Genomic DNA, 26,268 nt, shown 5'->3' with positions numbered 1-26,268 from the left:
GGCCGCCAGCGCCTAGGCGGGCCGGGGTTCGGGCGCGTTGTAACCCTGCAGCAGCTGTTCCCAGTCCGCCTCGTGCCAGTGGAACACCGGGAGCCGGCGGAGCTCCTTGCGCAGCGAGCGCAGAAGACGGGCCAGGTTGTCCTGTTTCCAGAGGTCGCCGGGGCGCAGCGCGCATTTGTCGAAATCGACGATCCAGGCCTGGCCCGAACCGTCCAGCAGCAGGTTGTGGCAATTCAGGTCGGCGTGAAAGACCTGGCGGTCGTGCAGCTGGCGGATGGCCGAGCCCAGCTGGCGCCAGGCCTGGGCCGGAAGGCGTTCCTGAGACAGCATTTGCGCCACGTTGCGCGTGTCGGGGATCATCGCCACCAGAATGTCGGCGCTGTACAGCCAGCCGTGTGACCAGTGCCTGGCCGCCACCGGCTGGGGCACCGGCAGGTTCCACGAACGCATCAGGCGCAGCAGCGCGTATTCCCGCATGGCCCTGCTGTTGGCGACGCGGGTGCGTGTGTATTTGTCCGGGCTGAGCCGCGCCACCCATCCGCCCCGGCGGTAGTGCCGCAGCACCAGCGCGTGCCCGCCAGCCTGGATCAGGTGGGCCTGGCCGCGCCCGCTGCCGGTGGCCAGGCGGTGGGCGCTGGCGTCGTCCGGCGCGGGTGGCTCGAAGGTCGCGGGTTCGACACGATCCAGCAGGGCGGGGTCGTGCCAGAGGGTTTGTGGCCCGACGACCTGCTGCACGATGCGGGTGCGGTGGGCCTCGCCGCTCACATGCCAGAGCGGGCGGATGGCGTCCAGGTGGCGCCGCGTGGCGCCCTGGTGGCGCAACACCAGATCCTGTGCGGCCTGGCCGCTGCGGGCCCGCTCCGCGGGCGCTTCGGCCCAGTGTTGGACGCGGGCGAACAGCGCCTCGGCGGATCCGATCCGTAGGCCGGCGCCGCTGCGCTCGATTTCCTCGTACAGGTTCTGGAAGTTCTCCGTGTGCGGACCGAACAGCACCGGTTTGCCCAGGGCCATGGCCTCCAGGGCGTTGTGTCCGCCGATGGGCGCCAGCGTTCCGCCAATGAAGCACGCCGTGGCCAGCCGGTACCAGCGCACGAGCTCGCCCATGCTGTCGCCCAGCAGGATGCGGATGGCGCCGCCGGGCGTTTCGCCCCGGCTGTGCCGGGCGTACGCCAGGCCCAGCTCGTCCAGGCGGCGGGCCACCGCCTCGAAGCGCTGCGGGTGTCGGGGCACGAGGATGAGCAGGGCGTCGGGGTGGTGCGCCGAGAAACTTTTCCAGGCGGGCAGAAGCTGCTCTTCTTCAAACTCGTGGGTGCTGCCCGCCACCACGACGGTGGCCCCGTCGGCCCAAGGGGGCGGCGGCGATGCGTGTTCGGGCAGGGGGGCGTCGAATTTCAGGTTGCCGGCCAGCACCAGCCGCTGCGCCGGGACGCCGAGGCTGCGGTAGCGCTCCAGGCTCGCGGTGTCGGTGGCGCAGACGCAGGCCAGTTGCGACCAGACCGGGTCCATCAGGGCATGCCAGCGCTGGTAGCTGCGCTGGGAGTGCTCGGACAGGCGCGCGTTCAGCAGCACCACGGGGATGGCCCGGCGGCGGCACTGCAGCAGCAGTTCCGGCCACAGCTCGCGCTCCGTCAGGATCAGCAGCCGGGGCTGCAGGCGGTCCAGAAAACGGGCCGTGGCACCCGGGGTGTCGAACGGCAGGTACACGTGCTGGATGGCACCGTTCCACTGCGCGTGCAGGGTTTGCGCGCCGGTGGGGGTCTGGGTGCTGACCACCAGGGCATGGTCCGGCCACACGGTGCGCAGCGCCTGGACCAGCGGCAGGGTGGCCTGCATCTCGCCGGCGGAGGCGGCGTGGATCAGCAGGCAGCCCGACGACTCCGGCGCGGGGTGGATGAAGCCGAGCCGGTGCCCGACACGGCGCCGGTACCCGGGCTCCTTGCGGCCTCGCCACCAGAGCCAGCCCAGCATGGGCAGCACCAGCAGCCGCCACAGCAGGCGATACCCCCGGTGCATGGGAGACGGCCGCGTCAGCGCCAATGGTCGGCGACCCACTGGGTCGGCAATACCCGGCGGTACCACTTGCCACTCACGCCGGCGATGGCGTCGGGCGGGTTGGGCTTGCCGTGGAACGCGATGATGCGTGCGCCTTTGGGAATGGTGGGCGGGGCGAACCAGCCCATGAGGCCGCGGCGCAGGCAGTGGCGCTTGAAGCTGCGGCACCACTCGTCGGGCCAGTAGTCCAGCTTGCCCTGGCGTGCCAGGTAGCCGGTGATGAACTCCTGCTCGTTGCGCACCGCGGCAATGGAGGCGGGGTAGTCGTTCTTCAGATGCTCCAGCGCATCGGCGTGGGCGCCGATGGTGTAGATGTAGCAGGAGGTGTTGCCCGTGCCATCGCTCTTGTCCCATTCCTTGATCACGGTGAACGCACCGGGCTGCTCGAAGAACGGGTCCAGGCTGTCGACGATGACGATGTCCAGGTCGAGAAACAGCGTGCGGCCCTGCAGGTCGTACAGCGGGTTGGCGAAGCTGGTCAGCTTGAGCCAGCCGTGGCCGAAGGTCCAGGGCTTGCGCTGGTCGAACTCGTCAAAGCCGACCGCCGGGATCGGCTTGACTTCGATGGCGGGATCGATGCCCTGGGCATCGTCGGTCAGACAGACGAAACGAAATGGCCGGTGCAGGTGGCGCCGGACCATGCTGTGCAGTTTGTTGACGTATTCGGGGCCGTATTTCTTGCCCCACTTGATGCACAGCACGTTGACTGCTTGCATAGATGCCCTTCACTGGATCGCGGATGCCGCATGCCATGCATGCGCCGTGCCGCAGTTTAGCGCAGCCGGCCGATCCGCCGCCCCGGGGAACAGCGACCCGCGCAGCGGCGGAGCGTGGGGGCCGTCGAGACTGCCGCCGGGCCGCCCCAAGGCAGGCTCAGCCCCCTCGGGGGGCAGCGACCCGCGCAGCGGTGGAGCGTGGGGGCCTTACTTCGCCAGGAGCGCGTCCACGGCCCGCAGATCGTCGGCCGTGAGGCTGCCGCTGGCTTGCTTGAGCCGCAGGCCACCGAGCAGCACGTTGTAGCGGGCCTGCGCCAGATCGCGTTTGGTCTGGAACAACTGGCTCTGGGCGTTGAGCACGTCGATGTTGATCCGCACCCCCACCTGGTAGCCCAGCTGGTTGGCTTCCAGCGCGCTCTGGCTGGAGGCTTCGGCCGCTTCCAGCGCCTTGACCTGGCCCTGGCCGGACAGCACGCCGAAATAGGCGCTGCGGGTGGCCTGGATCACGTTGCGTGTCACCGTTTCCCGATCGGAGCGGGCCTTTTCCTCCAGCGCCAGGGTTTCCTTGACGCGGTTCTGGATCGCATAGCCCGCGAACAGGGGCAGGTTGAACTGCAGGCCCACGCTGGCGGTGTTGGTGCGGAAGTTGCCCAGAGCGGGCTGGCTGCTGCTGGGGCCGCGGGCGACCTGGTACTGGCCCACCAGATCCAGCGTGGGCTTGTGCCCGGCGTCGGCCTTGCGGGTTTCCAGCTGGGCGATTTCGTAGCCCTTTTCCGCCTGCAGGATCGCGGGGTGCTGGCGTTCGGCCTGCGCCACCCAGGTGTCGGGGTTGGCGGGTTCCAGCGCGGGCAGCACGACCGGAACGACGAGGGGCTTGGGCGCCGTGCCGGTTTTCCCCACCAGCAGGTCCAGCGCCAGCTTCTTCACGCGCAGGTCGCTTTCGGCCGCGATCTCCTGGGCCAGCACGAGATCGTGGCGCGCCTGCGCTTCGCGCGAGTCGGTCACGGTGGAGGTGCCCACCTCGAAATTGCGTTTGGCCGAGGCCAGCTGTTCGGCCACGGCGGCTTTCTGGGCCTGCACGAAGGTCAGGGTGTCCTGGGCGGCGAGCACGTCGAAGTAGGCCTGGGTCGTGCGCACGATCAGGTCCTGCTCGGCCACCCGCAGCTGGGCCTTGGCCAGGTCGACCGACAGCGTGCCCTGCTCGCTGGTCAGGCGGTTGGCGGGGCGGTAGAGCGGTTGGCTGGCCGACAGGGCGACGCTCTGGCTGTTGGTGGCCCGGCTGGACGGCTGGATGCTGGTGTCCACATTGGCCCACTGGGTTCCCGCGGACAGACCGGCCTGGGGGCGCAGGCCGGCGTGGGCCTGTTCGGCCTTGGCCAGGTTGGCCTCGTACTGCATGCGGGCCGACTGGAGTGTGGCGTCGAAGCCCAGCGCCGCGTCGTAGATCTCCAGCAGGCCCTGCGCCTGCGCGCTGCCCACGGCCCCCAGCGCCAGCGCCACGGCGGTGGTCAAGCGCCGCAAGGCAAACAGCGGCGAGACGGCGGGGAAGAGGGCGGATGGGGCATTCATGGAAGGTTCCTTCGGGGGGCAGATCGCGGTGACAGGTGGAGCGTGAACGGAGGGGCTCAATAGACCGGCACGCCCGGGTCCCGTTCGTGGGACCAGGCGTGGATGCCGCCATGGATGTTCACCACTTTGGTGAATCCGTTCTGCATCAGGAAATGCACCACCTGCGCGCTGCGCGCGCCGTGGTGGCACAGGCAGGCGATGGGCTGGTCGCGGTCCAGCTCCAGGTAGCGCGCGGGCACGCTGCGCATGGGCATGTGGCGCAGCTCGAATCCGTCCGGCTTGACCGACGCGGTCTGGAGCTCCCAGGGCTCGCGCACGTCCAGCACGACGGGCACAACGCCTGGCGCCTGGGCGCCGGCCTGTTGCAACCAGTCCTGGAGTTGGGCGGGGTGGATCGAGATCATGGCGTCAGAACTGGAAGCGCGACGGTTCGGGGAAGTTGCGCAGCCGCGGGGCCAGGGTGTCCCAGGGCTGGGCCGTGACGTACGAAGCGTCGCCGGTGCGCGTGACGAAGGTGGCGCGCATGACCGGCTCGTGGCCGACGATGGCGGCCAGCCGGCCACCGGGGGCCAGCAGCGCGAGCAGGGCGGGCGGCACTTCGGCGACCGAGCCGCTGAGCAGGATCACGTTCCACGGCGCTTCGGCGGCGCAGGCGGCGAAACCGTTGGCGGCGGCATCGGCCACGCGCACGTCGGCGTTGGTGAACCCGGCCTTCTGCAGGTTCTCGCGGGCAGTGCGGGCCAGGTCGGGGTCGATTTCGAGCGATACCACGCGCTGCGCCTGGCTGGCCAGCAGGGCCGCCATGAAGCCGCTGCCGGCGCCGATTTCCAGCACCTTGTCGGTCGGCTGGATCGCGAGGTCCTGCAGCAGGCGCGCTTCCACGCGCGGGGCGAGCATGGATTGGCCGTCCACGGCCGGATGCGTCAGCGGCAGCTCCATGTCGGCGAAGGCGAGGGCCTTGTGGGCGACGGGCACGAAATCTTCGCGGCGCACCCGCGCCAGCAGCTCCAGCACCTGGGCGTCGAGCACCTCCCAGGGGCGGATCTGCTGCTCGATCATGTTGAAGCGGGCCTGGTCGAAGCTGAGGGGGGTCTGAGAAGTCATGTTTGATACTCCGGTGGGTATATTAGCCGATCCTGATGCATTTTACTGAGCGCTGGCCGCCGACCCGCTGACGGGTGGGGTCTGCGCGCTGGAGCGGCGGCCCAGCACGCGGCGCAGCCATTGGGCCAGATCGTCCATGTAGCAGTAGACCACGGGCACCACCACCAGCGTCAGCAGCGACGAGGTGATGACACCCCCGATCACGGCCTGGCCCATGGGCGCGCGCTGCTCCGAACCTTCGGTGAGCGCGAAGGCCAGCGGCACCATGCCGAACACCATGGCCATGGTGGTCATGAGGATGGGGCGCAGCCGCACGCGCGCGGCCATCAGCAGGGCGTTTTCGCGGTCCAGCGGCGCCGCGCCGTCCAGCCCGCGGCGCGCGCGGATCGCGAAGTCCACCAGCAGGATGGCGTTTTTCGTCACCAGGCCCATCAGCAGCACGATGCCGATCACCGAGAACATGCTCATGGACGAGCCGAACATCAGCAGCGTGAGCACCACGCCGATCAGCGTGAGCGGCAGCGAGGTCATGAGCGCCAGCGGCTGCAGGAAGCTCTGGAACTGGCTGGCCAGGATCATGTAGATGAAGATGATGGCCAGCGCGAGCGCCGAGACCGCGTAGCCGAACGACTCCTGCATGTTCTTGGTCGAGCCGCCGAACTCGTAGCGGTAGCCGGGCGGGAAGGCGATGCTGTCGAGCACCTGGCGGATGTCGGCCGACACCTCGCCGGCCGAGCGGCCGTACACGTTGGCGTTGATCGCCACCTCGCGGTTGAGGTTGCGGCGATTGATCTGGTTCGGCCCGGTGGACTCCACCACCTGCGCCACCTGGCCCAGGCGCACCACGCGTGCCGTGCCGTCGGCGGCGCTGCCCACCACGAAGGGCAGTTGCTCCAGGTCGCTGGTGCGCGCGCGCTGCTCGGGCGCCAGGCGCACGTTCACGTCGTAGCTCTCGCCGTCGGCCGCGCGCCAGTTGCCCACCGTCTGGCCGGCCACCAGGGTGCGCAGGCTGCTGGCCACGGTGGCGGCGCTGAGCCCGGCGTCCGACGCGATTTCGCGCCGCAGGCGCACGTCCACGGTGGGCTTGTCGGGCTTGATGCTGGCGTCCAGATCGACCAGGCCCACGATGGGCCGGACGCGCTCCATCACCTGTTTCATCAGCCGTTCCAGCTCGGCCAGATCGTCGCCCTGCAGCGAAAACTCGATCTGCTTGTTGCCGCCCACCGGGTCGAGCAGGCCGGCGTGGGTGACGGTGATGCCCGGCACGGTGCGCAGGCGCTCGCGCAGCTTCGCGGCCATGGCGTCGGCGTTCAGGCTGCGCTCCTGGCGGTCCACCAGGCGCACGTAGACGCTGGCGTACATGGTGCCCTGGGCGTTGCCGGTGTTGAGGGTGGACAGCGTGTACTTCACCTCGGGGAATTCGCGCAGGATCGCTTCGACCTGCCGCGTCTTGGCCTCGGTGGCCTGCAGCGACGAGCCCACCGGCGTGTGGAAGGAGAGCGAGGTTTCGGAGAAGTCGGCCTTGGGCACGAACTCGGTGCCCAGCAGCGGCACCATCAACAGGCTGCCAACGAAGATGGTCAGCGCCAGGCCCAGCGTGGCCAGCTTGTGTTTCAACGACCAGCGCAGCGTGCCCTGGTAGGCCTCGGTCAGGTCGTCCTGCACGCGGTCGAACCAACCGGTGACACGGCCAATGGTCTTGTCGTACAGCGACACGGGTGCGGCGTGGTGGCCGTGTTTTTCGATCTCGGGGTCGTGCCACACCGACGACAGCATCGGGTCGAGCGTGAAGCTCACGAACATGGAAATGAGCACGGCGGCCACCATGGTGATGCCGAACTCGTGGAAGAACTTGCCGATGATGCCGCCCATGAAACCGATGGGCAGGAACACCGCCACGATGGACAGCGTGGTCGCGAGCACGGCGAGGCCGATTTCCTGCGTGCCGTCCATGGCGGCGTCGAACGGGCGCTTGCCCATCTGCACGTGGCGCACGATGTTTTCGCGCACCACGATGGCGTCGTCGATCAGCAGACCCACCGACAGCGTGAGCGCCATCAGCGTGATCATGTTGATGGTGAAGCCGAACAGGTTCATGAAGAAGAAGGTGCCGATCACCGAGATCGGCAGCGTCAGGCCCGTGATCACGGTGGAGCGCCACGAGTTCAGGAACAGGAACACGATCAGCACCGTGAGCAGCGCGCCTTCGATCAGCGTGCGGCGCACGTTGTCCACCGACACACGGATCGGCCGCGATCCGTCGGCGATCTGTTCGAGCCGCAGGCCCGGCGGCAGCTCGGCGCTGAGTGACGCCACGGCGGCCTTCAAGCCGTCGGTGACGGCGATGGTGTTTTCGTCCTGCGCCTTCTGCACCTGCAGCAGCAGCGTGCGCTGGCCGTTGTAGAGCGCCAGGCTTTCCACCTCTTCGGTGGCGTCGCTCACGCGCGCCACCTGGGCCAGGTGCACCGCGCTGCCGCCACGGCGGGCGACGATGATGGATTCAAAGTCTTTCGGGTTCCGCAGCCGCGAGAGCACCTGCACCACACGGTCGCGCTCGGCGGTCTTGAGCGTGCCCACCGGCAGGTCCTGGTTCTCGTTGCGCACCGCGGTGGTGATCTGCTCGGCGGTGATGCCCAGCGCTTCCATGGCGGCCGGGTCGAGGTCGATGTTGACGGCCCGGCGCGAGCCGCCCACCAGCGTGACCGAGCCCACGCCGCGCACGTTTTCCAGCCGCTTCTTGAGCGTCTGTTCGGCCCAGGTCGTGAGCTCCACCGCGCTCGGCGCCTTGCCGTTCACGGTTTCGGGAATCACCGCGACGGACCAGATCGAACGCGCCGCCGGGTCGAAGCGCAGCACGCGCGGCTCCTTCACGTCGTCGCGGAAGGTGGGGCGCAGGATAGCGATCTTCTCGCGCACGTCTTCGGCCGCCTTGCGCCCGTCGATGTGCAGCTGGAATTCGATGATGACGACCGACTGGCCTTCGTAGCTGCGCGAGGTGAGCGTGTTCACGCCCGCGATCGCATTGACCGACTCCTCCACCTTCTTCGTGACCTCGCTCTCCACAATCTCGGGCGAGGCGCCGGGGTATTCGGTGGTGACCACCACCACGGGGAAGTCGATGTTGGGGAACTGGTCGACCTTCAGGCGCTGGAACGAAAACAGCCCCAGCACCAGCAGGGCCAGCATCACCATGGTCGCGAAGACCGGGTTGCGCAGGGAAATCCGGGTGAACCACATGGCGTGCGCTCAGTGGGTGGTCGCCGCGGCGACGGGGGGCATCGTGGCCGTGGTCGCGGCGGGCGCCAGCTTCACCGCCGTGCCTTCGCGGATCAGGCCGGCCTGCACGCGCAGCAGCGTGGTGCCCACGGGCGCCAGCGTCACGCCGTCGATCACCAGCATGGGTTCGCCGTCGAGCAGGCCCTGCCGGCCCAGCACCACCGGCACGTGGGCGATCTTGCCGTCCTGGACGATCTGGATATAGGGCTGGGGCTTGTCGTTGCGCACGGCCGACAGTGGCACCGCCGGCGCGTTCAGCTCGCCGGTGACGATCTGGCCCTGCGCGAACAGGCCTTGGCGCATACCGGCCACGGCGGGCACGCGCAGGTAGACCAGCACGCTGCGGCTGCCCGCCTGCACGCTGGGGTTGATGCGCGCCACCGTGGCGTCCACCGGCTGGGCCAGGCCTTCCACACTGAGCCGGGCCTTCTGGCCGGCGGCCACGTTCATGGCATCGGCCGGGGCGAGCGCGGCTTCCAGTTCGAAGCCCGAGAGATCGACCACGTCCAGGATGCGGGCGTCCAGGCCCACGCGTTCGCCGTTCTGCACCAGCCGGGCCGAGACCTGGCCAGTCAGCGGCGAGCGCAGCGTGGTGTCGCCCAGCGCCTTGCGCGCGATGTCCAGCGCGGCCAGCGCGGCCTGGTGGTTGGCCTCGGCGGCGGCCAGGTTGTTGCTGGTGGTCTCCAGCGCGGTGGCCGAAATGAAGCCCTGCTTCACCAGCGACTGGTTGTTCTCCAGCGCGCGGCGGGCGATGCCCACTTGCGCCAGCGCGGCCTGGGCCTGCTGTTGCGCCTGGCGCACGCGTGCCTGGGCTTCGGTGCTGTCGATGCGCGCCACCACCTCACCGGCGCGCACCGCTTCGCCTTCGCGCTTTTCCAGGCCCTGCAGCTCTCCGGCGACCTTGGCCTTGATGGCCGCGGTCTGCAGCGCCTTGAGCGAACCCGAGACCCCCACCGCCTGGCTCAGCGCCAGCGTCTGCACGCTCACCACGTCCTGCGGCGAGAGTTCGTACACCGGCGCCTGCTGCAAGGCCTTGGCCGCCGTGGTCGCGGCTTCGGTCTGGGTCTGGCGTTTGTTGAACGCGCGCAGCAGGCCCAGCGCCACCGCCAGCACCAGCGCGGCCAGCAGCAGCCATTTGATCCAGGTCGAGCGGGAAGGGCGGTGGTTCATGGTGCGGCGGTGCGGCTGGAGGTTTCGGTGGGATCTGCGGCGGGCCGGGCCAGCATGCCGTGCAGCAGCAGACCGACCTGGCTGTCGAGGAAGCCCACGGGGTCGATTTGCTGGTTCGGCGGGCAACACGGCGCCATGGAGTGTTTCCACATCAGCAGGAAGATCATGGGCGCGATCAGGCTGTAGATCGCGTATTCAAGCTCCATGGGCCGGAACTCGCCGCGGTCGATGCCGCGCTGCAGGACGCGTTTGAGCAGGTCGTGGCCGGGGCCGATTACCTCCTGCTGGTAGAACGCCGCGATTTCGGGAAACATGCCGGCCTCGCTCATCACCAGCTTGGTGATGCCAGAGGCGGCCGTCATGCCGATGCGCTCCCACCACGACTGCATGCAATAGCGCACCAGCTCGGCGCTGCTGCCCTCGAAGGCCTCCAGCTCCTCGTTCCATTCGGTGAAGCGCCCGGCGATGGTCTCCCGCACCACCGCCTTGAACAGGTCTTCCTTGCTCGGGAAATACAGGAACAGCGTGCCCTTGGACACGCCCGCGCGCGCCGCGACCTCTTCCACCCGCGTGGCGGCAAAGCCTTTTTCCACGAACAGGGCCAGCGCGGCGTCCAGCAGTTCGCCTGGGCGCGCCTCCTTGCGGCGTTCGCGTTTGGTGGTGATGGGGGGAGTATTCATTTGTCTAATGACTGACTGGTCAGTAATGTAGTGGGTCGCCCCACGGATGTCAACGCAGCCAGCAGATTCAAGCGGTCTGTTCCGCCGCATCCGGCAGCGGGGCGAGGGCGCGCCGCGCCAGCGTGAGCAGGTGGTCGCGCACGTCGGCCGGCCAGGGGGCCACGAGGTGTTCCAGCCGCTCCAGCTCGCCCGCAAAGAGCGCGCGGCTCGCTTCCTCGAAGCCGGGCAGGCTGCTGGCCAGGACCGACATGAAGCGGTACGCCGCCTCGGTGGCCTCGCGCACCTGGTCGCGCTCGCGGCTTTCGCGCATGGCCAGCTGCACCAGCTTGCGCAGCGCCACCGAAGCGCCCCCGGGCTGGCTGGCCAGCCAGTCCCAGTGGCGCGGCAACAGCGTCACCTCGCGGGCGGTCACGCCCAGCTTGGGGCGCCCCGGCCCGCGGTGGGGTTCGGGCGGCGGGTCCGCCGGTTCGGCCGGTTGGGCGGGCAGGCTTTCCAGCAGGGTCGCCAGGGGTGCGCGCAGATTCAGCTCGATGCGCTCGCTGCTGTGGGCGTCAAACACCAGCGGCTGCAGGGTGGGCGTGCGCCCGGCCAGGGCGTGGAGCGCGGTCGCCACCTCGCGGGGCGCGCCGTGCGCGATCCGGGTGTGGCCGTCAAAGGCGATCCAGGCCGTGGGGGCTGGCGCCGGGGTGGGGGATTCGGGCGTGAACATGCCGAATTATTACCCGGGTATAAAAGGGATGTCAATATCACCCGGGTAATATATTCGGTGCGCGGTCACCCCAGTTTGATGCCCACCTGCGCGATCTGGGCGCCGTCCATCTGGCGCACGCTCAACTCCGCCGCGCCGAGCATCGCGCTGTCGCCCACCACCGGGGGGCGGTTGAGCTCGTCGTTCAGCCACTGGCCCAGGGTCTGCGACGGATCGGTGGGCATGGGCAGGCCATAGAACCCGCACAACTGGTCCATGGGGGTGGCCGCGTCGATCACGAAGTCGCCGTAGACCAGCCGGGCCTGCGCCGCGTCCTTCGGGTCGGGCAGGGTCACGCCCAGGCGGGTCGCGCTCCAGGCGATGGTCGAGCCCTGCAGCAGCAGCGAGGTGAGCACCACCACAAAGGCCACGTTGAAAAACGTCGGTGCGCCCGGCACGCCCGCCATCAGCGGGAACACCGCCAGCACGATGGGCACCGCGCCGCGCAGGCCCACCCAGGAGATGAAGGTCATCTCGCGCACGTTGAAGCGCAGCGGCGCCAGGCAGAGCCAGACCGACAGCGGCCGGGCCACCAGCATCAGCACCAGCGACACGCCCAGCGCCGGCCACAGCGTGCGCAGCAGCGCCGACGGCGTGACCAGCAGGCCCAGCAACAGGAACATGCCCGCCTGCGACAGCCAGGCGTAACCGTCCATGGCCGAGAGCGCCGCGCGCACCTGGCGCCGCGCCTGGTTGCCCGTGACCACCCCCATGGCGTACACCGCCAGAAAACCCGAACCCCCGAGCCAGGTGGTGGCGCCGAACACCGCCAGCCCGCCCGACACCACCAGCAGCGCGCGGATGCCCCCGCTGCCGTAGGCGCCGCGCCCCAGGCGCTTGAGCAGCTCGGCCAGCGCGAAACCGCTGCACAGCCCCAGCGCGGCGCCCCAGCCAAACTGCTGCAGCAGCGAGCGCAGCACCTCCACCGCGTCCAGCCCACCGGCCACTCCGGGCGCCGCCGCGGCGGCCAGCGCCACCCCGATGAACGTGAGCGTGAGGTAGACCGCCATCGGGTCGTTCATGCCGGACTCGATCTCCAGCGTGGCGGCCACGCGCTCGTTGAGCCGCACACCGGACGACTTGAGCATCGAAAACACGGCGGCCGCGTCGGTGGAGCCGACGATGGCGCCCACCAGCAGCGCCAGCGGCCAGTTCAGGTCGAGCAGCCAGTGCGCTGCCGCCCCGGTGATGGCGGTGCACACCAGCACGCCCAGCGTGGCCAGCAGCAGCGAAGGCCTCAAACCGGTGCGAAACGTGGTGAAGTCGGTGCGCAGCCCGCCGTCGAGCAGGATCACCGCCAGCGCCACGTTGCCCACCCAGAAGGCCAGGCCAAAGTCGTCGAACACCAGCCCGCCGGGGCCGTCTTCGCCGGCCAGCGTGCCCACCAGCAGGAACACCAGCAGAAAGGAAAACCCCTTGCGCGTGGACAACACGCCGGCCAGCACGCTGATGAACACCAGCGACGCGGCCACCATCAGGGGCAGGGCGAGGAAATCGAGCGAGAGTGCCATGCCCGGACGCTAACAGAATGTGTGCCAGCCAAGGGCTTGGGGATACATTTCGTCAGGCTGCATGGTTCCCCGTGGCAGGTCGCCCACGCCATCGGCCGGGAGCCCGTTCCATGAGCATCACACTGCAAGCGCTTCTCGGATTCATCGCCTGGACCTTGGGCCTGCTGGTGCTCATGGAGGGCATCCGCTCCTGGCTCGTGCTGACGGGCGCGGTGCCCGCCAACGGGTTCAACCCGGAGAACTCGAACCTCTCGCCCTTCATGCAGCGCCTGGCCCGGGCGCACGCGAACTGCCTCGAAGGCCTGCCCATCTTCGGCGGGCTGATGCTGATCGCTGTCGTCGCGGACCGCTCGGCCGTCACCGACCCGCTGGCCTGGGGGCTGCTCGCGGCCCGGGTCGTCCAGTCCCTCATCCACCTCGCCTCCACGTCGCCCGCCGCCGTGACGGCCCGGTTCACCGCCTTCGGGGTGCAGATGGGGATTGGGGTGTACTGGGTGTTCGGGTTGGCCATGTCGTCAAGCGCCTGACGGGTCGTCCGGCTCGCGGCGTCGGTGCCGGTCCGCCAGTGCCGGTGGCTCGTGGCGGAGCGCATGGGTGGGCGCCGGTGTCTTTGGCGGTCGGGGCTATGCGACGGCCTGCCGCACCGCGGCGATCACGCGCTCCACCTCCACCTCGTGCATGCCGGGAAAAATGGGCAGCGCCAAGGCCTCACGGGCGTGCGCACTGGCGTGGGGCAGATCCATCTCGCCGAACGGGGGCCGGCAAGCCGGCTGCCGGTGGATGGGCCGTTCGTAGTAGATCTTGGTTTCCACCCCAGCCTCGGCGAGGCGCGCCCGCACATCGCCGCGCCGCGCACAGCGAAGAACAAAGCAGTTCCACGCGTGGCCCTCGCGGTCGGCGGGCAAGCTCATGCCCTGGAGGCCCGACAGACCCGCCAGGTAGTGCCGGGCGATGGCCTGGCGCCTGGCCAGCCAGCCGTCAAGGAACTCCAGCCCCAGCAGCAGCACCTCGGCCTGCAGGGCGTCCATCCGGCTGTTGTAGCCGACCTCCGCGTGGACCGATCCACTCAGGCCATGGTTGCGCAGCGACAGCGCGCGCTCCATCAGCTCTGGGCGCGCGCTGCTCAGTGCACCGGCATCGCCGATCGCGCCCAGCGTCTTGGTGGGATAGAAGCTCATGGTGCTCAGATCGCCCCAGCCGCCGACGGGCACCCGGCCCCTGTCGGGCGCCCAGGCATGCGCGCCCAGCGCCTGCGCGGCGTCCTCCACCAGGATCAGCCCGTTGTCCCGGCACAGTTGGGCGATGCCGGGCAAGGCGCTGGCGTCGCCGAACAACGGGACCGCCAGCACCGCGCGTGTTCGTGGTGTCAGCTTCGCCGCCACCTCCTGCGCGCGCGCGATGAAATCGTCCGGCGCGGAGTCGCACAGCACCGGCTGCGCGCCGGACCGCAGCACGGCCTCGAAACAGGCGAAGAAGGTGTAGCTGGGCAACACGACCTCGTCGCCTGGCTTGAGATCCAGCAACCGCAGGGCGAGCACCAGGGCATCGGTGCCCGAGTTCACGCCCACCACCTGGCGAGGGCCCAGTCGCCGGGCCAAGGCGGTCTCGAAGCGCTGCACGGCGGGCCCGAGGATGAAGCAGCCGCTGTCCAGCACCCGGGTCCAGGCGGTCGACACGCGATCGGCGGCCTCCGGTTCCTTCCAGGGGCTGCGGAAAAAGGGCACGCTCATAGCTTGGACACGATGGCCAGCGCCCGGCGGGCGGCGGTGGCACCTTCCTGCGCATCCGCCAGCGGCGAATGCTGGCCTTGCAGCATGTGGTGAAAAGCGGTGTACTGCCGCGTCAAGGCATCGGTCTGCGCAAGCTCCACTCGGTTGGACAGTGGCAGTTCGGTCCATGCATCGCCGTCGCCCCAGCCCATGGTGGCGCACGAGGCCTCCACCCCATGCCGGGCGTGAAAATCCACGCGCGTGCCACCCATCCGTGCCTTCACCTGCACGCCGTCTGCCTGCGCCTGCACGTCGAGGACCAGAAAGGGGTCGGCCCCACAGCGCAGCAGGTGGGACGCCAGGTCCAGGTCGTGCACCATCAAGTCGAGCACCACGGACCGGGCCGAGCCTGGCAGGCGGGACTGGCGATGGAAGGCCAGCCGGCTGGGCGCACGGTCCCAGGGTGGGTCACTCAGCGCCTCGTTGAACCGCTCGATGTGGCCGATGAAGAGCCGCCGGCCGGTGATCCGGGCGGCGTCCAGCATGGCGTCGATGGCCTGCTCGCTCTCGGCCATGGGTTTTTCGACCAGCACGTCGACGCCGCGCCGCAGCAACGCCACCACCAGGTCGGCGTGGGTGTCGGCCGGCGTGACCACCGCGGCGGCCTGCACCTTTTCGGGCAAGGCATCGAGGGAGGCGATCGCATCAAAGCCCTGGGCCAGCGCGGCCGCCCGGGCCTGCGGGTCGGGGTCGACCACACACACCACCTCGTAAGCGGGGTGAGCGCGCGCGCGCCTGGCATGAACCTGGCCAAAACGGCCAAATCCCAGCACGGCGATGCGGGTACGGGGGCTCATCGTCGCGGCTCAGCCCGGGTCGCCCACGCCGGTCACCAGGCGAAGCAGGTGCCGGGAACGGATCACGTCCTTGTAGATGCCCGCTGCCCGCCGTTCTTCCCCCACGCGTTCGAAATACGGCAAGGTGTCGGGCAGGCGCCCCTCTTCGTAGGGCGTGCGGGAAGCGGGGTAGAGACACTCGCGCGCAAAGGCCTGCGTTCCGAAGCTGTCGAGCATGGTCTGCACTTCAACCAGCAGGACCGGGCTGCAGCGCCGGGCATAGTCCAGCATCTGCTCCAGCTTGTGCTGGTGTTCGGCCTCCGTCAGGCGCACCTCGATCTCGACCTGCTCGTCACGCGCGGGATCGCAGGGATGCCCCACCAGCGGTATTTCCAGGTTGCGCACCTCGCGCCCGGCCTCGCGCAAGCGCATGACCAAGCGGTTGGCCAGCACCCGACAGAGGTCGTGCGAGGGGTTGTAACCCTCCGCCTCGTCGGCCACCACGGTGTCGATGTCGGCGTCCAGTGCGGCCTGGGTGAGCCGGTCGAGCCAGTCCTGAAACGGCGAGGCCCCGGTACCCAGCAGCGCCTGATAGACCACCGAATCCGACACCGGGCTCAGCCAGTCGCTGCGCACCTCCACCCCCCAACGGGCGAGCAGGCGCCGGCTGTCGTCCAGCCTGGGTTGTCCGATGGAGCCGTCCCCATGGGTCAGCATCACCACGAGAGGGCGCGCCCGGTGGACCCATTCGAAAACGCGCAGTTCGTGTCCGGGGTGGGCAATGAGGAGCAGGGGTTTCATGGGGCAAGGACCGTCATGGTTTTGGAAAGTTGCTGCGCAACCAGCGCAGCGGCGCGGTCAGGCGCCAGGACCGGCTGTCACGCAGGGCGCGAATCTGCTGTTCGAGCTCGGCCGCCCGATGCCTGGCCCCGTGCAGGTCCTGCTGCAACTGCCGTTCGAGGTCGGCCGCCCGGGCGTTGGCGCCTTGCAGGCCCTGGAGCTGTCGTTCGAGGTCGGCCGCCCGGGCGTTGGCGCCTTGCAGGTCCTGGAGCTGTCGTTCGAGCTCGGCCGCCCGGGCATTGACCTGCTGCAGTTCCGCTTGTGTGGTGGACGCGCCCGAGGCCACCGTGGCCAGACGCGATTCCAGCGCCTGCACATGCGCCATCAACATGCCGGTCTGCACCGCCACCTGAGGGGTACCGAAGGGCACGAGGTTGTCGGCGACGTGGCGGGCGAATTCGCGCAACTCGTCTCGCGGGTCGATGGCCGGCAGCCCGGGCTCGGCCTGGAGCACCTCGCGGGCCAGGGATTCAATGGCATCGGTGGTGGCCTCCAACGACACGTGGGTGCGCACGTAGTCGCTGACGCGGGCGGCATCGGCCACGTCGTAGCGGAGCACCTCGCGCCGGACCGTGTCGTGGTCGATGGGTGCCTGCATCAGCCGGCGGCCAAAATTCCAGCGATGCCATTCCCGCATCTGGGCGGTCGTCACCAGACCGGCCAGACCCATGCCCTCATTCAGCAAAATGACGGCGCAACCCACCGCCATGGCCTCCATGGCACAGCGCGCCTTGGCGAACACCAGATCGAATTCCCCCAGAACCTCCTCGGGCGCCGCCGCCTGGCGGCCGACGCCCTGGCCAATGACCTCCAGCGACAGGCCCAGAGACTCGCAGGCCGAGCGGATGGCGCGCGTGTCCGGGCTCTCGGTCGCGTAGTTGCTGAAGATGGCCGCCCGCCGCGGCCGCTCTGGCAGAGGTGGCCGGGGGCGGAACCGCTGCAGATCGACCCCGTTGGACACGATGGCGATGCCGGCGGACGGGATGCCGCTTTCCAGCGACAGGCGCTCGGCGCAGTTGGCGTCCACCGCGGCGTAGCGCCGCACCCGCGTAAAGAGCGGCGGCTGCCCGTGGGACGCGGTGCGGTCGTGGCAGATGGAGATCGCCGGAACACCCAGGAAATGCGCCAGGCAGGCTACCGTGTCGTCGCGCGTGTTGCCGACGATGAGGTCGGGCGCATCGGCGATCTGCTTCAGGTCGACCACGCAGGCGATGCAGCGCTGGCGCAGCCCGTCCACCATATCGCCCATGATGGGCGCATAAACGACCACCGAGTGACCACGCCGATGCAGGGCTTGGGCAACGTCGTGCACGAACAGCTCCGCGCCCGTCCGGTAGGCCATGCAGCAGACCGCCAACAGAATTTTCACGGGTATCCCTTTTTGTGATCTCGGAGGCCGGTAACCCGGGCCGTTGCTCCGATGACACGGCCTGTTTGGGGTGAACGGGATTGTGCCGCCAAGTGGGGCGCGTGCACGCATCCGGGCAAACCATTTGAGCACCTGCTCGGCTGGCTATGCATGGTTGCCTTTCGGCTGCACAACACACCCCTGTTCGTTCCTTTGCTGTTGGTGCTGGGCGGGGCAGCGATGGGCGGAAGCAACAGGGTGACGCGAGCCCTTGGTTTCGCCAAAGCTGTGTCGGTTGCAAGCGCGCTCGTATCGGTTGTGCCTCTCCTGGGGCTGGTGGTCATGGGCTGGTTGTCATTCAAGGCCCGCCGTGAGTTGCTGATGGCTGGATGGCGGTTGGGCATGTTCCATGCCCATAGGCCTTCACATGGCGGGACGCCGACCAACTCCCCGGTTGATCCCAATGGCTGATGCTGGATCAGGCAGCGGTCCAGGCCTGCATCGCCTGCGCGGGCGACATGATCCGCAAACCGTTGATGGCAGGTACCAACAGCAAATCATTGTCCCCCGTCACCAGGCACGAAGCCTTCGCTGCCAGCGCAGTCCGGATGAACACATCGTCATCCCCGTCGCGGCTCCAGCGCTGCTCCGCCAGCTCGGACGGAAGCTCGACCCACAGCGCCGCCGCACGCGCATCGCGCAGGATGGCCTTGCGCGCTTCCAGGCTGATGTAGCGGCCGCGAGGTTGCTTCTACAAGTGGCGCTGCTGCTTGATCGTTTACTCTGTCGGCTACTCTGGAGGTAGGGCTATGGCGCAAAGAAGCCAGCGGAAGCGGGTTAAGGTCAGTGAAATAGTTGTAGACGCCATCGCTCACGAAGCGAGGCAATTTGCTGAAGCAGGACGTCGATGCATCGAGGATCGGAAGCATAGATCAATCCCCGGGCCTATTGGCCCGGGGATCGTCTGCATGACGTTTGCAGTCGAGTTGTGGCTAAAAGCGCTGGGATGTCTCAGCAATCCCTCTGGCGACGTTCCTACGGGCCATGATCTGGTTGCTTTGTTCAATGAGTTGTCGAAAGACATTCAAGATGCACTAATTGCGCGCTGCGGGCAGCCTCGGGAGTATTTCCTCGAAGTCCTTCAAGAGGATGCGAGAGCATTTGAAGTGTGGCGATATGCCTTTGAACAGCAGGCAATACAAGCGGGCTCCAAGGACGGTTTGATAGTGATGAGCGTTCATCTGCTTTTGACGGACACCATGCCAACAGCCTGCGATCAGGTGTTCCAGGAGTTCAAGGTGACTCAGGCTGCCACACGTAACGCACGCGTATAGCAACGAGGGTGGTTGTCTTCGATTTCAGAACAAGAAGGGCTGCCAATGGCAGCCCTTCTTGTTTGGCGGAATGAAAACAATCAATTCGCAAACGCCGCAATCCCAGTGATCGCCCGGCCCAGAATCAGCGCATGCACATCGTGCGTGCCCTCGTAGGTATTCACCACCTCCAGGTTCACCAGATGCCTGGCCACGCCGAATTCGTCGCTGATGCCGTTGCCGCCCATCATGTCGCGCGCCAGGCGGGCGATGTCGAGCGACTTGCCGCAGCTGTTGCGCTTGAGGATGCTGGTCAGCTCCACCGAGGCCGTGCCTTCGTCCTTCATTCGGCCCAGGCGCAGGCAGCCTTGCAGGCCCAGGCTGATTTCGGTCAGCATGTCGGCGAGCTTTTTCTGGATCAGCTGGTTGGCCGCGAGCGGGCGGCCGAACTGCTGGCGGTCCAGCACGTACTGGCGGGCGCGGAAGTAGCAGTCTTCGGCGGCGCCGAGCGCGCCCCAGGCGATGCCGTAGCGCGCGCTGTTCAGGCAGGTGAACGGGCCTTTCAAGCCGCGCACGTCGGGGAAGGCGTTTTCTTCGGGCACGAAGACCTCGTCCATCACGATCTCGCCGGTGATGCTGGCGCGCAGGCCGACTTTGCTGTGGATGGCGGGGGCGCTCAGGCCTTTCCAGCCCTTTTCCAGGATGAAGCCGCGGATCTGGCCGCCGTCGTCTTTGGCCCAGACCACGAACACGTCGGCGATGGGGCTGTTAGTGATCCACATCTTGGCGCCGCTGAGGCTGTAGCCGCCGTCCACCTTCTTGGCGCGGGTGACCATGCTGCCGGGGTCGCTGCCGTGGTTGGGTTCGGTCAGACCGAAGCAGCCGATCCACTCGCCGGTGGCGAGCTTGGGTAGGTATTTCTGTTTTTGCGCTTCGGTGCCGAACTCAAAGATGGGCACCATCACCAGCGAGCTCTGCACGCTCATCATGCTGCGGTAGCCGGAGTCCACGCGTTCCACTTCGCGCGCCACCAGGCCGTAGCAGACGTAGTTCAGGCCGCTGCCGCCGTACTGCTCGGGGATGGTGGGGCCGAGCAGGCCGAGCTCGCCCATCTCGCGGAAGATGGCCACGTCGGTCTTCTCGTGGCGGAAGGCTTCGGTCACGCGGGGCGCTAGCTTTTCCTGGCAGTAGGCGCGGGCGGCGTCCTGCACCTGGCGCTCGTCGTCGCTGAGCTGGGCGCTGAGGTGGAAGGGGTCTTCCCAGCTGAAGGTGTTTTTGGGGCTGGCCATGGGGTGTCTCCGGGGCGGGTTGCAAGAAGGGGTGGTTCGCGATTGTCGGTGGCACATGAATAGCTGTCTAATATTGATTGCCGATTGATCAATACAAAATCTGTATCCATGGAATTCCGCCACCTGCGCTGTTTCACCGTGCTCGCCGAAGAGCTGCACTTTGGCCGTGCGGCCCAACGGCTGGCGATGACGCAGCCGCCGCTGTCGCTGAACATCCAGCAGCTGGAGGCCTCGGTGGGCGCCCAGCTGTTCACCCGCAACAGCCGGGGCGTGGCGCTGACGGCGGCGGGGCAGGCGTTTTTGCCGGCGGCCCGGGCGCTGCTGGACGGGGCCAACGAAGCCGCGCGCCAAGCGCGGGACGTGGCGCAGGGCCTGGCGGGGCAGTTGCAGATCGGCTTCGCAGGCGCGGTGCTCTACCGTGGCTTGCCGCAGATGCTGCAGGCGTTTGGCCAGGCCCACCCCGGTCTGCGGCTGGTGTTGCGCGAGCTCAGTTCCAGTGAGCAGTTGATCGACCTGGTGCACGACCGGCTGGACGTGGGCTTCGTGCACACCACGCGGGTGCCCAAGGGTTTTTCGCAGATCCTGGTGTCGAGCCAGCCGTTCATGGCCTGCCTGCCGGCGTACCACGCCGCCGCGCAGGCGCAGAGCCTGTCGCTGGACCGTTTGCAGGGCGAACCGTTTGCCATCGTCTCGCGGGCGGTGTCGGCGGACTACCACGACCGCATCCTGGCGGCCTGCGCCGACGCCGGTTACGAGCCCGAGGTGCGGCTGGAGCTGCAGCACTGGCTGAGCGTGGTGTCGGTCATCGGCCAGGGGCTGGGGGTCGGGCTGGTGCCGGCGGCGCTGGCCCAGGCGGGGCTGCCGGGGGTGGTGTTTCGCCCGCTGGCCCGACCGCTGCTGCCCTACGACACCCACTGCCTTTCCAAGGACGGGGGGCAACAGCCCGCGCTGCTGGCGTTTCTGGACATGGTGCGGCGCACCTCGGCCGCGCTCTCCGGCGGCTGAGGGCGCGTCGGCATTTTGTGAGCAAAAACAAGGAGTTGGGTGTTTTTTCACGGTCTTTTGGATGGATCGGATGCGCCGGCCGAAGGCATCATGTTGATAGGGAAACTGCGCTGGCGCACTCCATGGTCTGCATGGGGCGGTTTGGAGCCGACGCAAAGGCACTCGCATGGACCAGACGCGCAAGACACAAAGGCCGCAAAGCCCGGGCCGCCTCGGTGCGGCACCCGAGGGCGCTGTGGCACGCCCGCTCACCGTGGCCACGTCGGCTGTGGAGCGGCGCGTGCCGCCCCGGCGGCTGAGTACGCCCTGGGCGCTGGAGCCCCGCATTGTTTTTGACGGGGCACTGGCCGTCACGGTGATGGAGCCGGCGTCGGCGTCGGCTGAAGCGCCCGAACCGGCGGTGGAGGCGGAGCCGGAATCGCCCGCACCCGCTCCCGCGCCGAGCGAGGCGGAAAACGAGGTGCCAGCACCGGCGGCCACGGCCTCCGATGACGATGCCGCGCCGGACACCGAAGCCGACGCAGAAGCCGAAATCGAAACCGAAACCACCACCGCCAGCACCGACACCCCAGAGACGGTCGAATCCCCCGAGCCGCCCGCCGATGGCGAAGCGTTGCTGTCCGGCGATGCCAGTGACACCGACACCGACGGCGCATTGACCGACGGCCCATCGGACGACACGCTGGCGACGCCCCCCGATGCCACCGAGCGCCAGGAAGTGGTGTTCGTGGACGCCCGCGTGCCCGACCCCGCCGCGTTCGCCGCGCCGGGGCGCGAGGTGATCGTGTTGAGCCTCGACGAGGACGGCATCGGCCAGATCGCCGACGCGCTGGACGGGCGCACCGGCATCGACGCGATCCACATCGTGAGCCACGGTGACAGTGGCGGCCTCTCGCTGGGCAGCGGGGCCGTGACCGTGGATGCCATCCAGGGGCTGCACCACGACGAGCTGCTGGCCATCGGGCAGGCCCTGTCGCCCGACGGCGACATCCTCATCTACGCCTGCGACTACGGTGCGGGCGCCGAGGGCCAGGCCGCCTTGTCGCTGTGGGCCGACCTCACCGGCGCGGACGTCGCCGCCTCGACCGACGCCACCGGCCACACCGAACTGGGCGGCGACTGGACGCTGGAGGCGCAGCTGGGCACGGTGGAGACCGCCGAGCTGGCGCCCCAGAACTGGCTGCACGCGCTGGACCTCACACTCACCCCCGTGGGCACGGTGGGCGCCGTGGGGCTGGCGGAAACCATCCTGGGCAACGGCGTAAGCATCGTGTCGGCCACCTACGGCGGCGGCGCGGACCAGGCCGGCAGCTTCACCACCGGTTCGGGCGCCAGCTTCGACCCGAACATCCTGGGCTTCACGTCCGGTGCGCTGTTCACCACCGCCGACGACATCACCAGCGTGGCGGGTCCCAACGACAACGATTTCTACAGCACGAATGCACCCGACGGCGTGGACGGCGATCCGATCTTCGATGCCATGTCCAGCGGCCAGGGCTCGTTCGACGCGTCGTTCCTGGACGTCGTGTTCGTGCCGAACGTGCCGCCGGGCGCCAGCCCTGGTGACACCGGCCAGATGACGCTGGAGATCGTCTTCGGCACGGAGGACTACAACGACTACGTGTACTCGACCTTCGGCGACGCCGTGGCCGTGTACGTCAACGGTGTGCAGCAGGCTGTGGTGCCCAACGGCCTGCCGGTCGGCATCGACACCATCAACGACGCGGGCAACATCAACCCGACGAGCGTGGAATCGAGCGTCGCCAACGACCCCAACCCCGAACACACCTCGACCAGCTACGAGAGCGCCAACCCCTCGCTGTTCGTCGACAACGCAACCGGCGTGCTCAACACGCAGATGAATGGCTTCACCGTCACCATTCCGCTGACCTTTGATGTGGTGTACGGGCAGGAGAACACGCTGCGCATCGGTATCGCCGACGTTGGCGACGCTCACTTCGACTCCTGGCTGTTCGTGCGCGCGGACTCGGGGCAGACCGGCGTGATCGCGCAGAGCGACACGGTGACCACGGCGGCCAACCTGCCGATCACGGTGGACTTGACCGCCAACGACACCGATCTGTCGGGCGGCTCGCTGACCATCACGGAAATCCTGGACGTGCCCATGAGCCCGGGCGTCACCGCCATCTTGCCCTCGGGCATGACGGTGACGATGGAGGACAACGGGCAGGTCACCATCATGGGCGATGGCGCCACCGCCATGACCGACACCTTCACCTACCGGGTCACCAACGAAGACGGCGAGACCGCGCTGGGCTCGGTGAACGTGACCATCCTGCCGGTCAACGCCACCCCACCGCTGGCCGGCGATGACACCTTCACCGTGGGGCCGACCAGCACCTCGCTGGACGTGCTGGCCAACGACAGCGATGGCGGCGACGGCGTGTTGAACCTGAGCTACATTAACGGCGCTGGCGTGGAGGTGGAGACGCCGGTGACGCTGTCGTCGGGCAGCACCGTCACCGTCCATGCCGACGGCACGCTGTCCTACGACGCGGCCCCCGGCGTGACAGAGGCGGAGAGCTTCACCTACACCGTGTCCGACGGGCAGGGCGGGAACACCACCGCCACGGTGCTGGTCCGGCTCGACAGCGATGCGGATGGCGTGAACAACACGCAGGACATCGACGACGACGGCGACGGTCTTCTGGACACCACGGAACACCAGGACGCCGAGGTGACGATGATCACGCCGACGGTGGCCCTGTCGGACCAGTTGGAGGCCGGATCGGCCTTCGTTCCCCTCGAACCCAGCGGGCCCGGCGCGCTGCCCGGTGGCGGTGTCACCGTGACGGTGCTGAGCGGCAACACCGCCGGCGATCAGTGGCGCATCTGGGCGCCACCGCAGCCCACCGCCGACGTGGAGCTGTATGGGCAGTCGCTCACCATGCCGACGCCCTATCTGGATTTGATCGGTGACTTCCCGCGCACGATCGAGATCGACTTCGGAACCTCGGCCGAAGCCCTGGGCACCGACGGCTACGTCTACCGCTACGTCATCGGCCTGGCGGGGCAGGGCGGCGGTAGCGAAACCTCGACCGTTACCTCAAGCGAAACCCTGGTGGTGCTGGACAACGCCGATGTGTTCAACACAGGCCTCTATGCGTTGCTCGACGGCGTGGAATCCACCACGCCGGGCCAGAGCGGGACGGTGATCACCTCGAACACCGGGGGCTTCAGCGGCTACACCTTTTACGAAATCAGCCCCGAGGCCGCGGCCCTTCAACTGAGCTACGCTGGCAACGACCCGCAGGGGCTGGTCTTTGGCGTGGTGGCCATTCCCGTTGGCGGGGCGCTGGACCTGGACAGCGACGACGACGGTGTGACCGACAACGTGGAGGCGCAGACCACCGCCGGCTACGTGGCGCCGTCGGGCACCGACAGCGATGGCAACGGCCTGGACGACGCCTACGAAAGCAGCCCCGGCGCGGCCGAAGGCCTGACGCCGGTGGACACCGACAGCGACGGCGCGGTGGACGTCCTGGATGCCGACAGCGACAACGATGGCTTGCAGGACGTGGCCGAGCGCGGCGATGGCCAGCCGGTCTCGGTCTCGGCCACCACCGACAGCGATGGCGACGGGCTGCTGGACATCTTCGAGGGTAGCAATGCGCTCGACGGATTCGACGCCAACGACGAGAACCGGAGCAACGACACACTGAACCTGAGCGGCGTGCCGGGCCTGTTGCCCGACGGGTCGAACGCGGTCCCGCTGGCGACCGATCTGGATTTCCGCGATGTGAACGACGCGCCGGTGGCCGCGGACGATCCGTTCGTGGTGGCCGAGGACGCGGCACCCGTCGTGTTGGGCAACGTGCTGGGCAACGACAGCGATGCCGATGGCGACACGCTGGGCGCGGTGGTGCAGACCCACACGCCCGGTAGCGCGGGTGGCCTGTTCAGCATCGATGCCACGGGCCTGGTGAGCTTCGACCCCAACGGCGCCTTCGACGACCTGGAGCCGGGCCAGAGCCGCACCACCACCTTCAGCTACACCGTGACCGACGGGCAGGGCGGCACGGCCACGGCCACCGTGAGCGTCACGGTGAACGGGGTCGCCGACGATCCCGTGTCGCCAACGCCGCGTCCTTCGCCGGCGCCGGAGCCACCCACGGGCGGGGCCGAACCGGTCGAACCCGCGCCGCCCCCGGCACCCGCTGCGCCGGTGTTGCCACCGCCCGTTGCCGGCTCGACCCCGGGCGCGTCGCCACCTCCGGCACCGGGCGCGGTGTGGCCGTTCTCGCCGGCCGACCCCCCCCTGACCTACACCATCGGCGCACTGACCCAGGCCTACCCGGGAGACCTCGGCATGGCCTCGGTGGGGGCCGGGTTCGGCCTCGACCTGGCCCACGCCGAATTTGCCGCGCAGTGGCCGGAAGGGCTGTTGCTGGGCGCCACGCGGGACAACCCGATGGACCATCTGGGTGCGCCCGGTGATTCGGTGTCTTCGTCCTTGTACGTGCAACGCGCGGTGCGCCACCAGCCGGTGACGGACGATCACGGCCTGTACGTGCAGCGTGCGGTGCGGGCCTCGCAGCTGGAGTCGGCCCTGCGGCAGGCCGTGGTGGATGCGGGCCGCTGGGCGTCGTTGAACGCCTCGGCGCCGCTGGGTCCGTGGCCCCTCGCACCGCAGGCCGAGGCGGGCACGGACGAGCCGCGGGACGCGCAGGCCAGCCCCGAGAAGCGCGGGGCGGACAGTCCGCCGGCAGCGCCAGCCCGCCCAGTGGCCAGCGCCACGGCGGGCGAAGCGCACGCGGACGGTGCGCTGTCGGTCGACCCGGCCCCCGGGCGGCCCGAAGACCGGGCGCCGGCCAAGGCCGCCCCCGGGTTCAGAAACCAGCTGGAGGCCAGCGCGCGTGGGCAAAGCCAGCGGCCGCTGACCCGGGCCACCGTCCGGCACGGACTCCCCCATTGATGCACAGCGGAAGCGACACCATGAACACGACATCCCCGACGAACACCGCGGGCCCACGCGTCGCGCTGGCCCTGGCCGTGGCCGCCGTCATGGCCGGCTGCACCGTGGCCCCCAAAGCCTTGACGCAAGACGAAGTGCGCGAGCGCGTCAAACACGACACCGCCAA

At 68.6% G+C, this 26,268-nt stretch carries 20 protein-coding genes; 4 read left to right on the top strand and 16 right to left on the bottom strand.

From position 1 onward, the window contains the following. Positions 1-12: 12 nt before the first annotated feature. From AC07YZ_RS24505 to AC07YZ_RS24460, 10 genes are all read right to left on the bottom strand, one after another. Positions 13-2,013, bottom strand: coding sequence for a 3-deoxy-D-manno-octulosonic acid kinase (locus AC07YZ_RS24505; protein ID WP_494796673.1), 2,001 nt, complete (start codon positions 2,011-2,013; stop codon positions 13-15). A gap of 14 nt (positions 2,014-2,027) precedes the next feature. Next, a complete protein-coding gene (locus AC07YZ_RS24500) occupies positions 2,028-2,768 on the bottom strand; it encodes a glycosyltransferase (RefSeq protein ID WP_226492269.1) in 741 nt (246 codons plus the stop codon). Positions 2,769-2,975: 207 nt separating this feature from the next. Next, positions 2,976-4,337, bottom strand: a complete 1,362-nt coding sequence (locus tag AC07YZ_RS24495; protein ID WP_494796672.1) for a TolC family outer membrane protein — start codon at positions 4,335-4,337, stop codon at positions 2,976-2,978. A 56-nt stretch (positions 4,338-4,393) separates the two neighbouring features. After that, entirely contained in the window at positions 4,394-4,741 is a 348-nt protein-coding gene (locus tag AC07YZ_RS24490; protein WP_494796671.1) for a rhodanese-like domain-containing protein, read from the bottom strand. A 4-nt stretch (positions 4,742-4,745) separates the two neighbouring features. Then, complete coding sequence (locus AC07YZ_RS24485; protein ID WP_226492272.1) at positions 4,746-5,441, bottom strand: protein-L-isoaspartate O-methyltransferase family protein; 696 nt, start codon at positions 5,439-5,441, stop codon at positions 4,746-4,748. 42 nt (positions 5,442-5,483) lie between these two features. Beyond that, positions 5,484-8,678 (bottom strand): efflux RND transporter permease subunit, encoded by a 3,195-nt coding sequence (locus tag AC07YZ_RS24480; protein ID WP_494796670.1) that lies wholly within the window; start codon positions 8,676-8,678, stop codon positions 5,484-5,486. 9 nt (positions 8,679-8,687) lie between these two features. After that, positions 8,688-9,887 carry an efflux RND transporter periplasmic adaptor subunit gene (locus AC07YZ_RS24475; RefSeq protein WP_494796669.1) on the bottom strand — a complete coding sequence of 400 codons (1,200 nt, stop codon included), beginning with the start codon at positions 9,885-9,887 and terminating at the stop codon, positions 8,688-8,690. After that, positions 9,884-10,567: a TetR/AcrR family transcriptional regulator gene (locus tag AC07YZ_RS24470; RefSeq protein WP_494796668.1), complete on the bottom strand. Its 684-nt coding sequence runs from the start codon at positions 10,565-10,567 to the stop codon at positions 9,884-9,886. Before AC07YZ_RS24470 ends, AC07YZ_RS24475 begins: the two co-directional genes overlap by 4 nt. Before the next feature lie 67 nt (positions 10,568-10,634). Beyond that, positions 10,635-11,276 carry a DUF2239 family protein gene (locus AC07YZ_RS24465; protein WP_494796667.1) on the bottom strand — a complete coding sequence of 214 codons (642 nt, stop codon included), beginning with the start codon at positions 11,274-11,276 and terminating at the stop codon, positions 10,635-10,637. A 65-nt stretch (positions 11,277-11,341) separates the two neighbouring features. Continuing rightward, on the bottom strand, positions 11,342-12,826 hold the full coding sequence (locus AC07YZ_RS24460) for a potassium/proton antiporter (protein ID WP_226492277.1): 1,485 nt from the start codon (positions 12,824-12,826) through the stop codon (positions 11,342-11,344). Between the two features lie 110 nt (positions 12,827-12,936). On the opposite strand from AC07YZ_RS24460, the gene AC07YZ_RS24455 reads away from it, so the two are divergent. Then, on the top strand, positions 12,937-13,353 hold the full coding sequence (locus AC07YZ_RS24455) for an MAPEG family protein (RefSeq protein ID WP_226492278.1): 417 nt from the start codon (positions 12,937-12,939) through the stop codon (positions 13,351-13,353). A gap of 96 nt (positions 13,354-13,449) precedes the next feature. On the opposite strand, the gene AC07YZ_RS24450 is transcribed toward AC07YZ_RS24455, so the two are convergent. The 5 genes from AC07YZ_RS24450 to AC07YZ_RS24430 form a co-directional block, all read right to left on the bottom strand. Beyond that, positions 13,450-14,556, bottom strand: coding sequence for a DegT/DnrJ/EryC1/StrS family aminotransferase (locus AC07YZ_RS24450; RefSeq protein ID WP_494796666.1), 1,107 nt, complete (start codon positions 14,554-14,556; stop codon positions 13,450-13,452). Continuing rightward, the gene (locus AC07YZ_RS24445) at positions 14,553-15,392 is read right to left on the bottom strand and encodes a Gfo/Idh/MocA family protein (protein WP_494796665.1); all 840 of its coding nucleotides are present in this window, start codon (positions 15,390-15,392) and stop codon (positions 14,553-14,555) included. Before AC07YZ_RS24445 ends, AC07YZ_RS24450 begins: the two co-directional genes overlap by 4 nt. Before the next feature lie 9 nt (positions 15,393-15,401). Next, a complete protein-coding gene (locus tag AC07YZ_RS24440) occupies positions 15,402-16,172 on the bottom strand; it encodes a hypothetical protein (protein WP_226492281.1) in 771 nt (256 codons plus the stop codon). Between the two features lie 13 nt (positions 16,173-16,185). After that, complete coding sequence (locus tag AC07YZ_RS24435; protein ID WP_226492282.1) at positions 16,186-17,580, bottom strand: glycosyltransferase; 1,395 nt, start codon at positions 17,578-17,580, stop codon at positions 16,186-16,188. Positions 17,581-18,037: 457 nt separating this feature from the next. Beyond that, positions 18,038-18,262 carry a putative toxin-antitoxin system toxin component, PIN family gene (locus tag AC07YZ_RS24430; RefSeq protein WP_494796716.1) on the bottom strand — a complete coding sequence of 75 codons (225 nt, stop codon included), beginning with the start codon at positions 18,260-18,262 and terminating at the stop codon, positions 18,038-18,040. Between the two features lie 265 nt (positions 18,263-18,527). Here AC07YZ_RS24430 and AC07YZ_RS24425 point away from each other — a divergent pair, with 265 nt between their 5' ends. Beyond that, on the top strand, positions 18,528-18,893 hold the full coding sequence (locus tag AC07YZ_RS24425) for a hypothetical protein (protein WP_494796664.1): 366 nt from the start codon (positions 18,528-18,530) through the stop codon (positions 18,891-18,893). Positions 18,894-18,973: 80 nt separating this feature from the next. Here the strand turns inward: AC07YZ_RS24425 and AC07YZ_RS24420 are convergent, their stop codons facing one another. Further along, positions 18,974-20,161 (bottom strand): acyl-CoA dehydrogenase, encoded by a 1,188-nt coding sequence (locus tag AC07YZ_RS24420; protein ID WP_494796663.1) that lies wholly within the window; start codon positions 20,159-20,161, stop codon positions 18,974-18,976. A gap of 108 nt (positions 20,162-20,269) precedes the next feature. Here AC07YZ_RS24420 and AC07YZ_RS24415 point away from each other — a divergent pair, with 108 nt between their 5' ends. Together AC07YZ_RS24415 and AC07YZ_RS24410 are read left to right on the top strand one after the other, a co-directional pair. Further along, positions 20,270-21,166, top strand: a complete 897-nt coding sequence (locus tag AC07YZ_RS24415) for a LysR family transcriptional regulator (RefSeq protein WP_494796662.1) — start codon at positions 20,270-20,272, stop codon at positions 21,164-21,166. A gap of 166 nt (positions 21,167-21,332) precedes the next feature. Continuing rightward, complete coding sequence (locus tag AC07YZ_RS24410; RefSeq protein WP_494796661.1) at positions 21,333-26,102, top strand: DUF4347 domain-containing protein; 4,770 nt, start codon at positions 21,333-21,335, stop codon at positions 26,100-26,102. Positions 26,103-26,268 lie beyond the last annotated feature (166 nt).

It is taken from the genome of Hydrogenophaga sp. GW101-3F08, assembly GCF_059424585.1.
The sequence above is the reverse complement of the archived record's forward strand: the minus strand, read 5'-3'. Positions and strand labels throughout refer to the sequence as shown.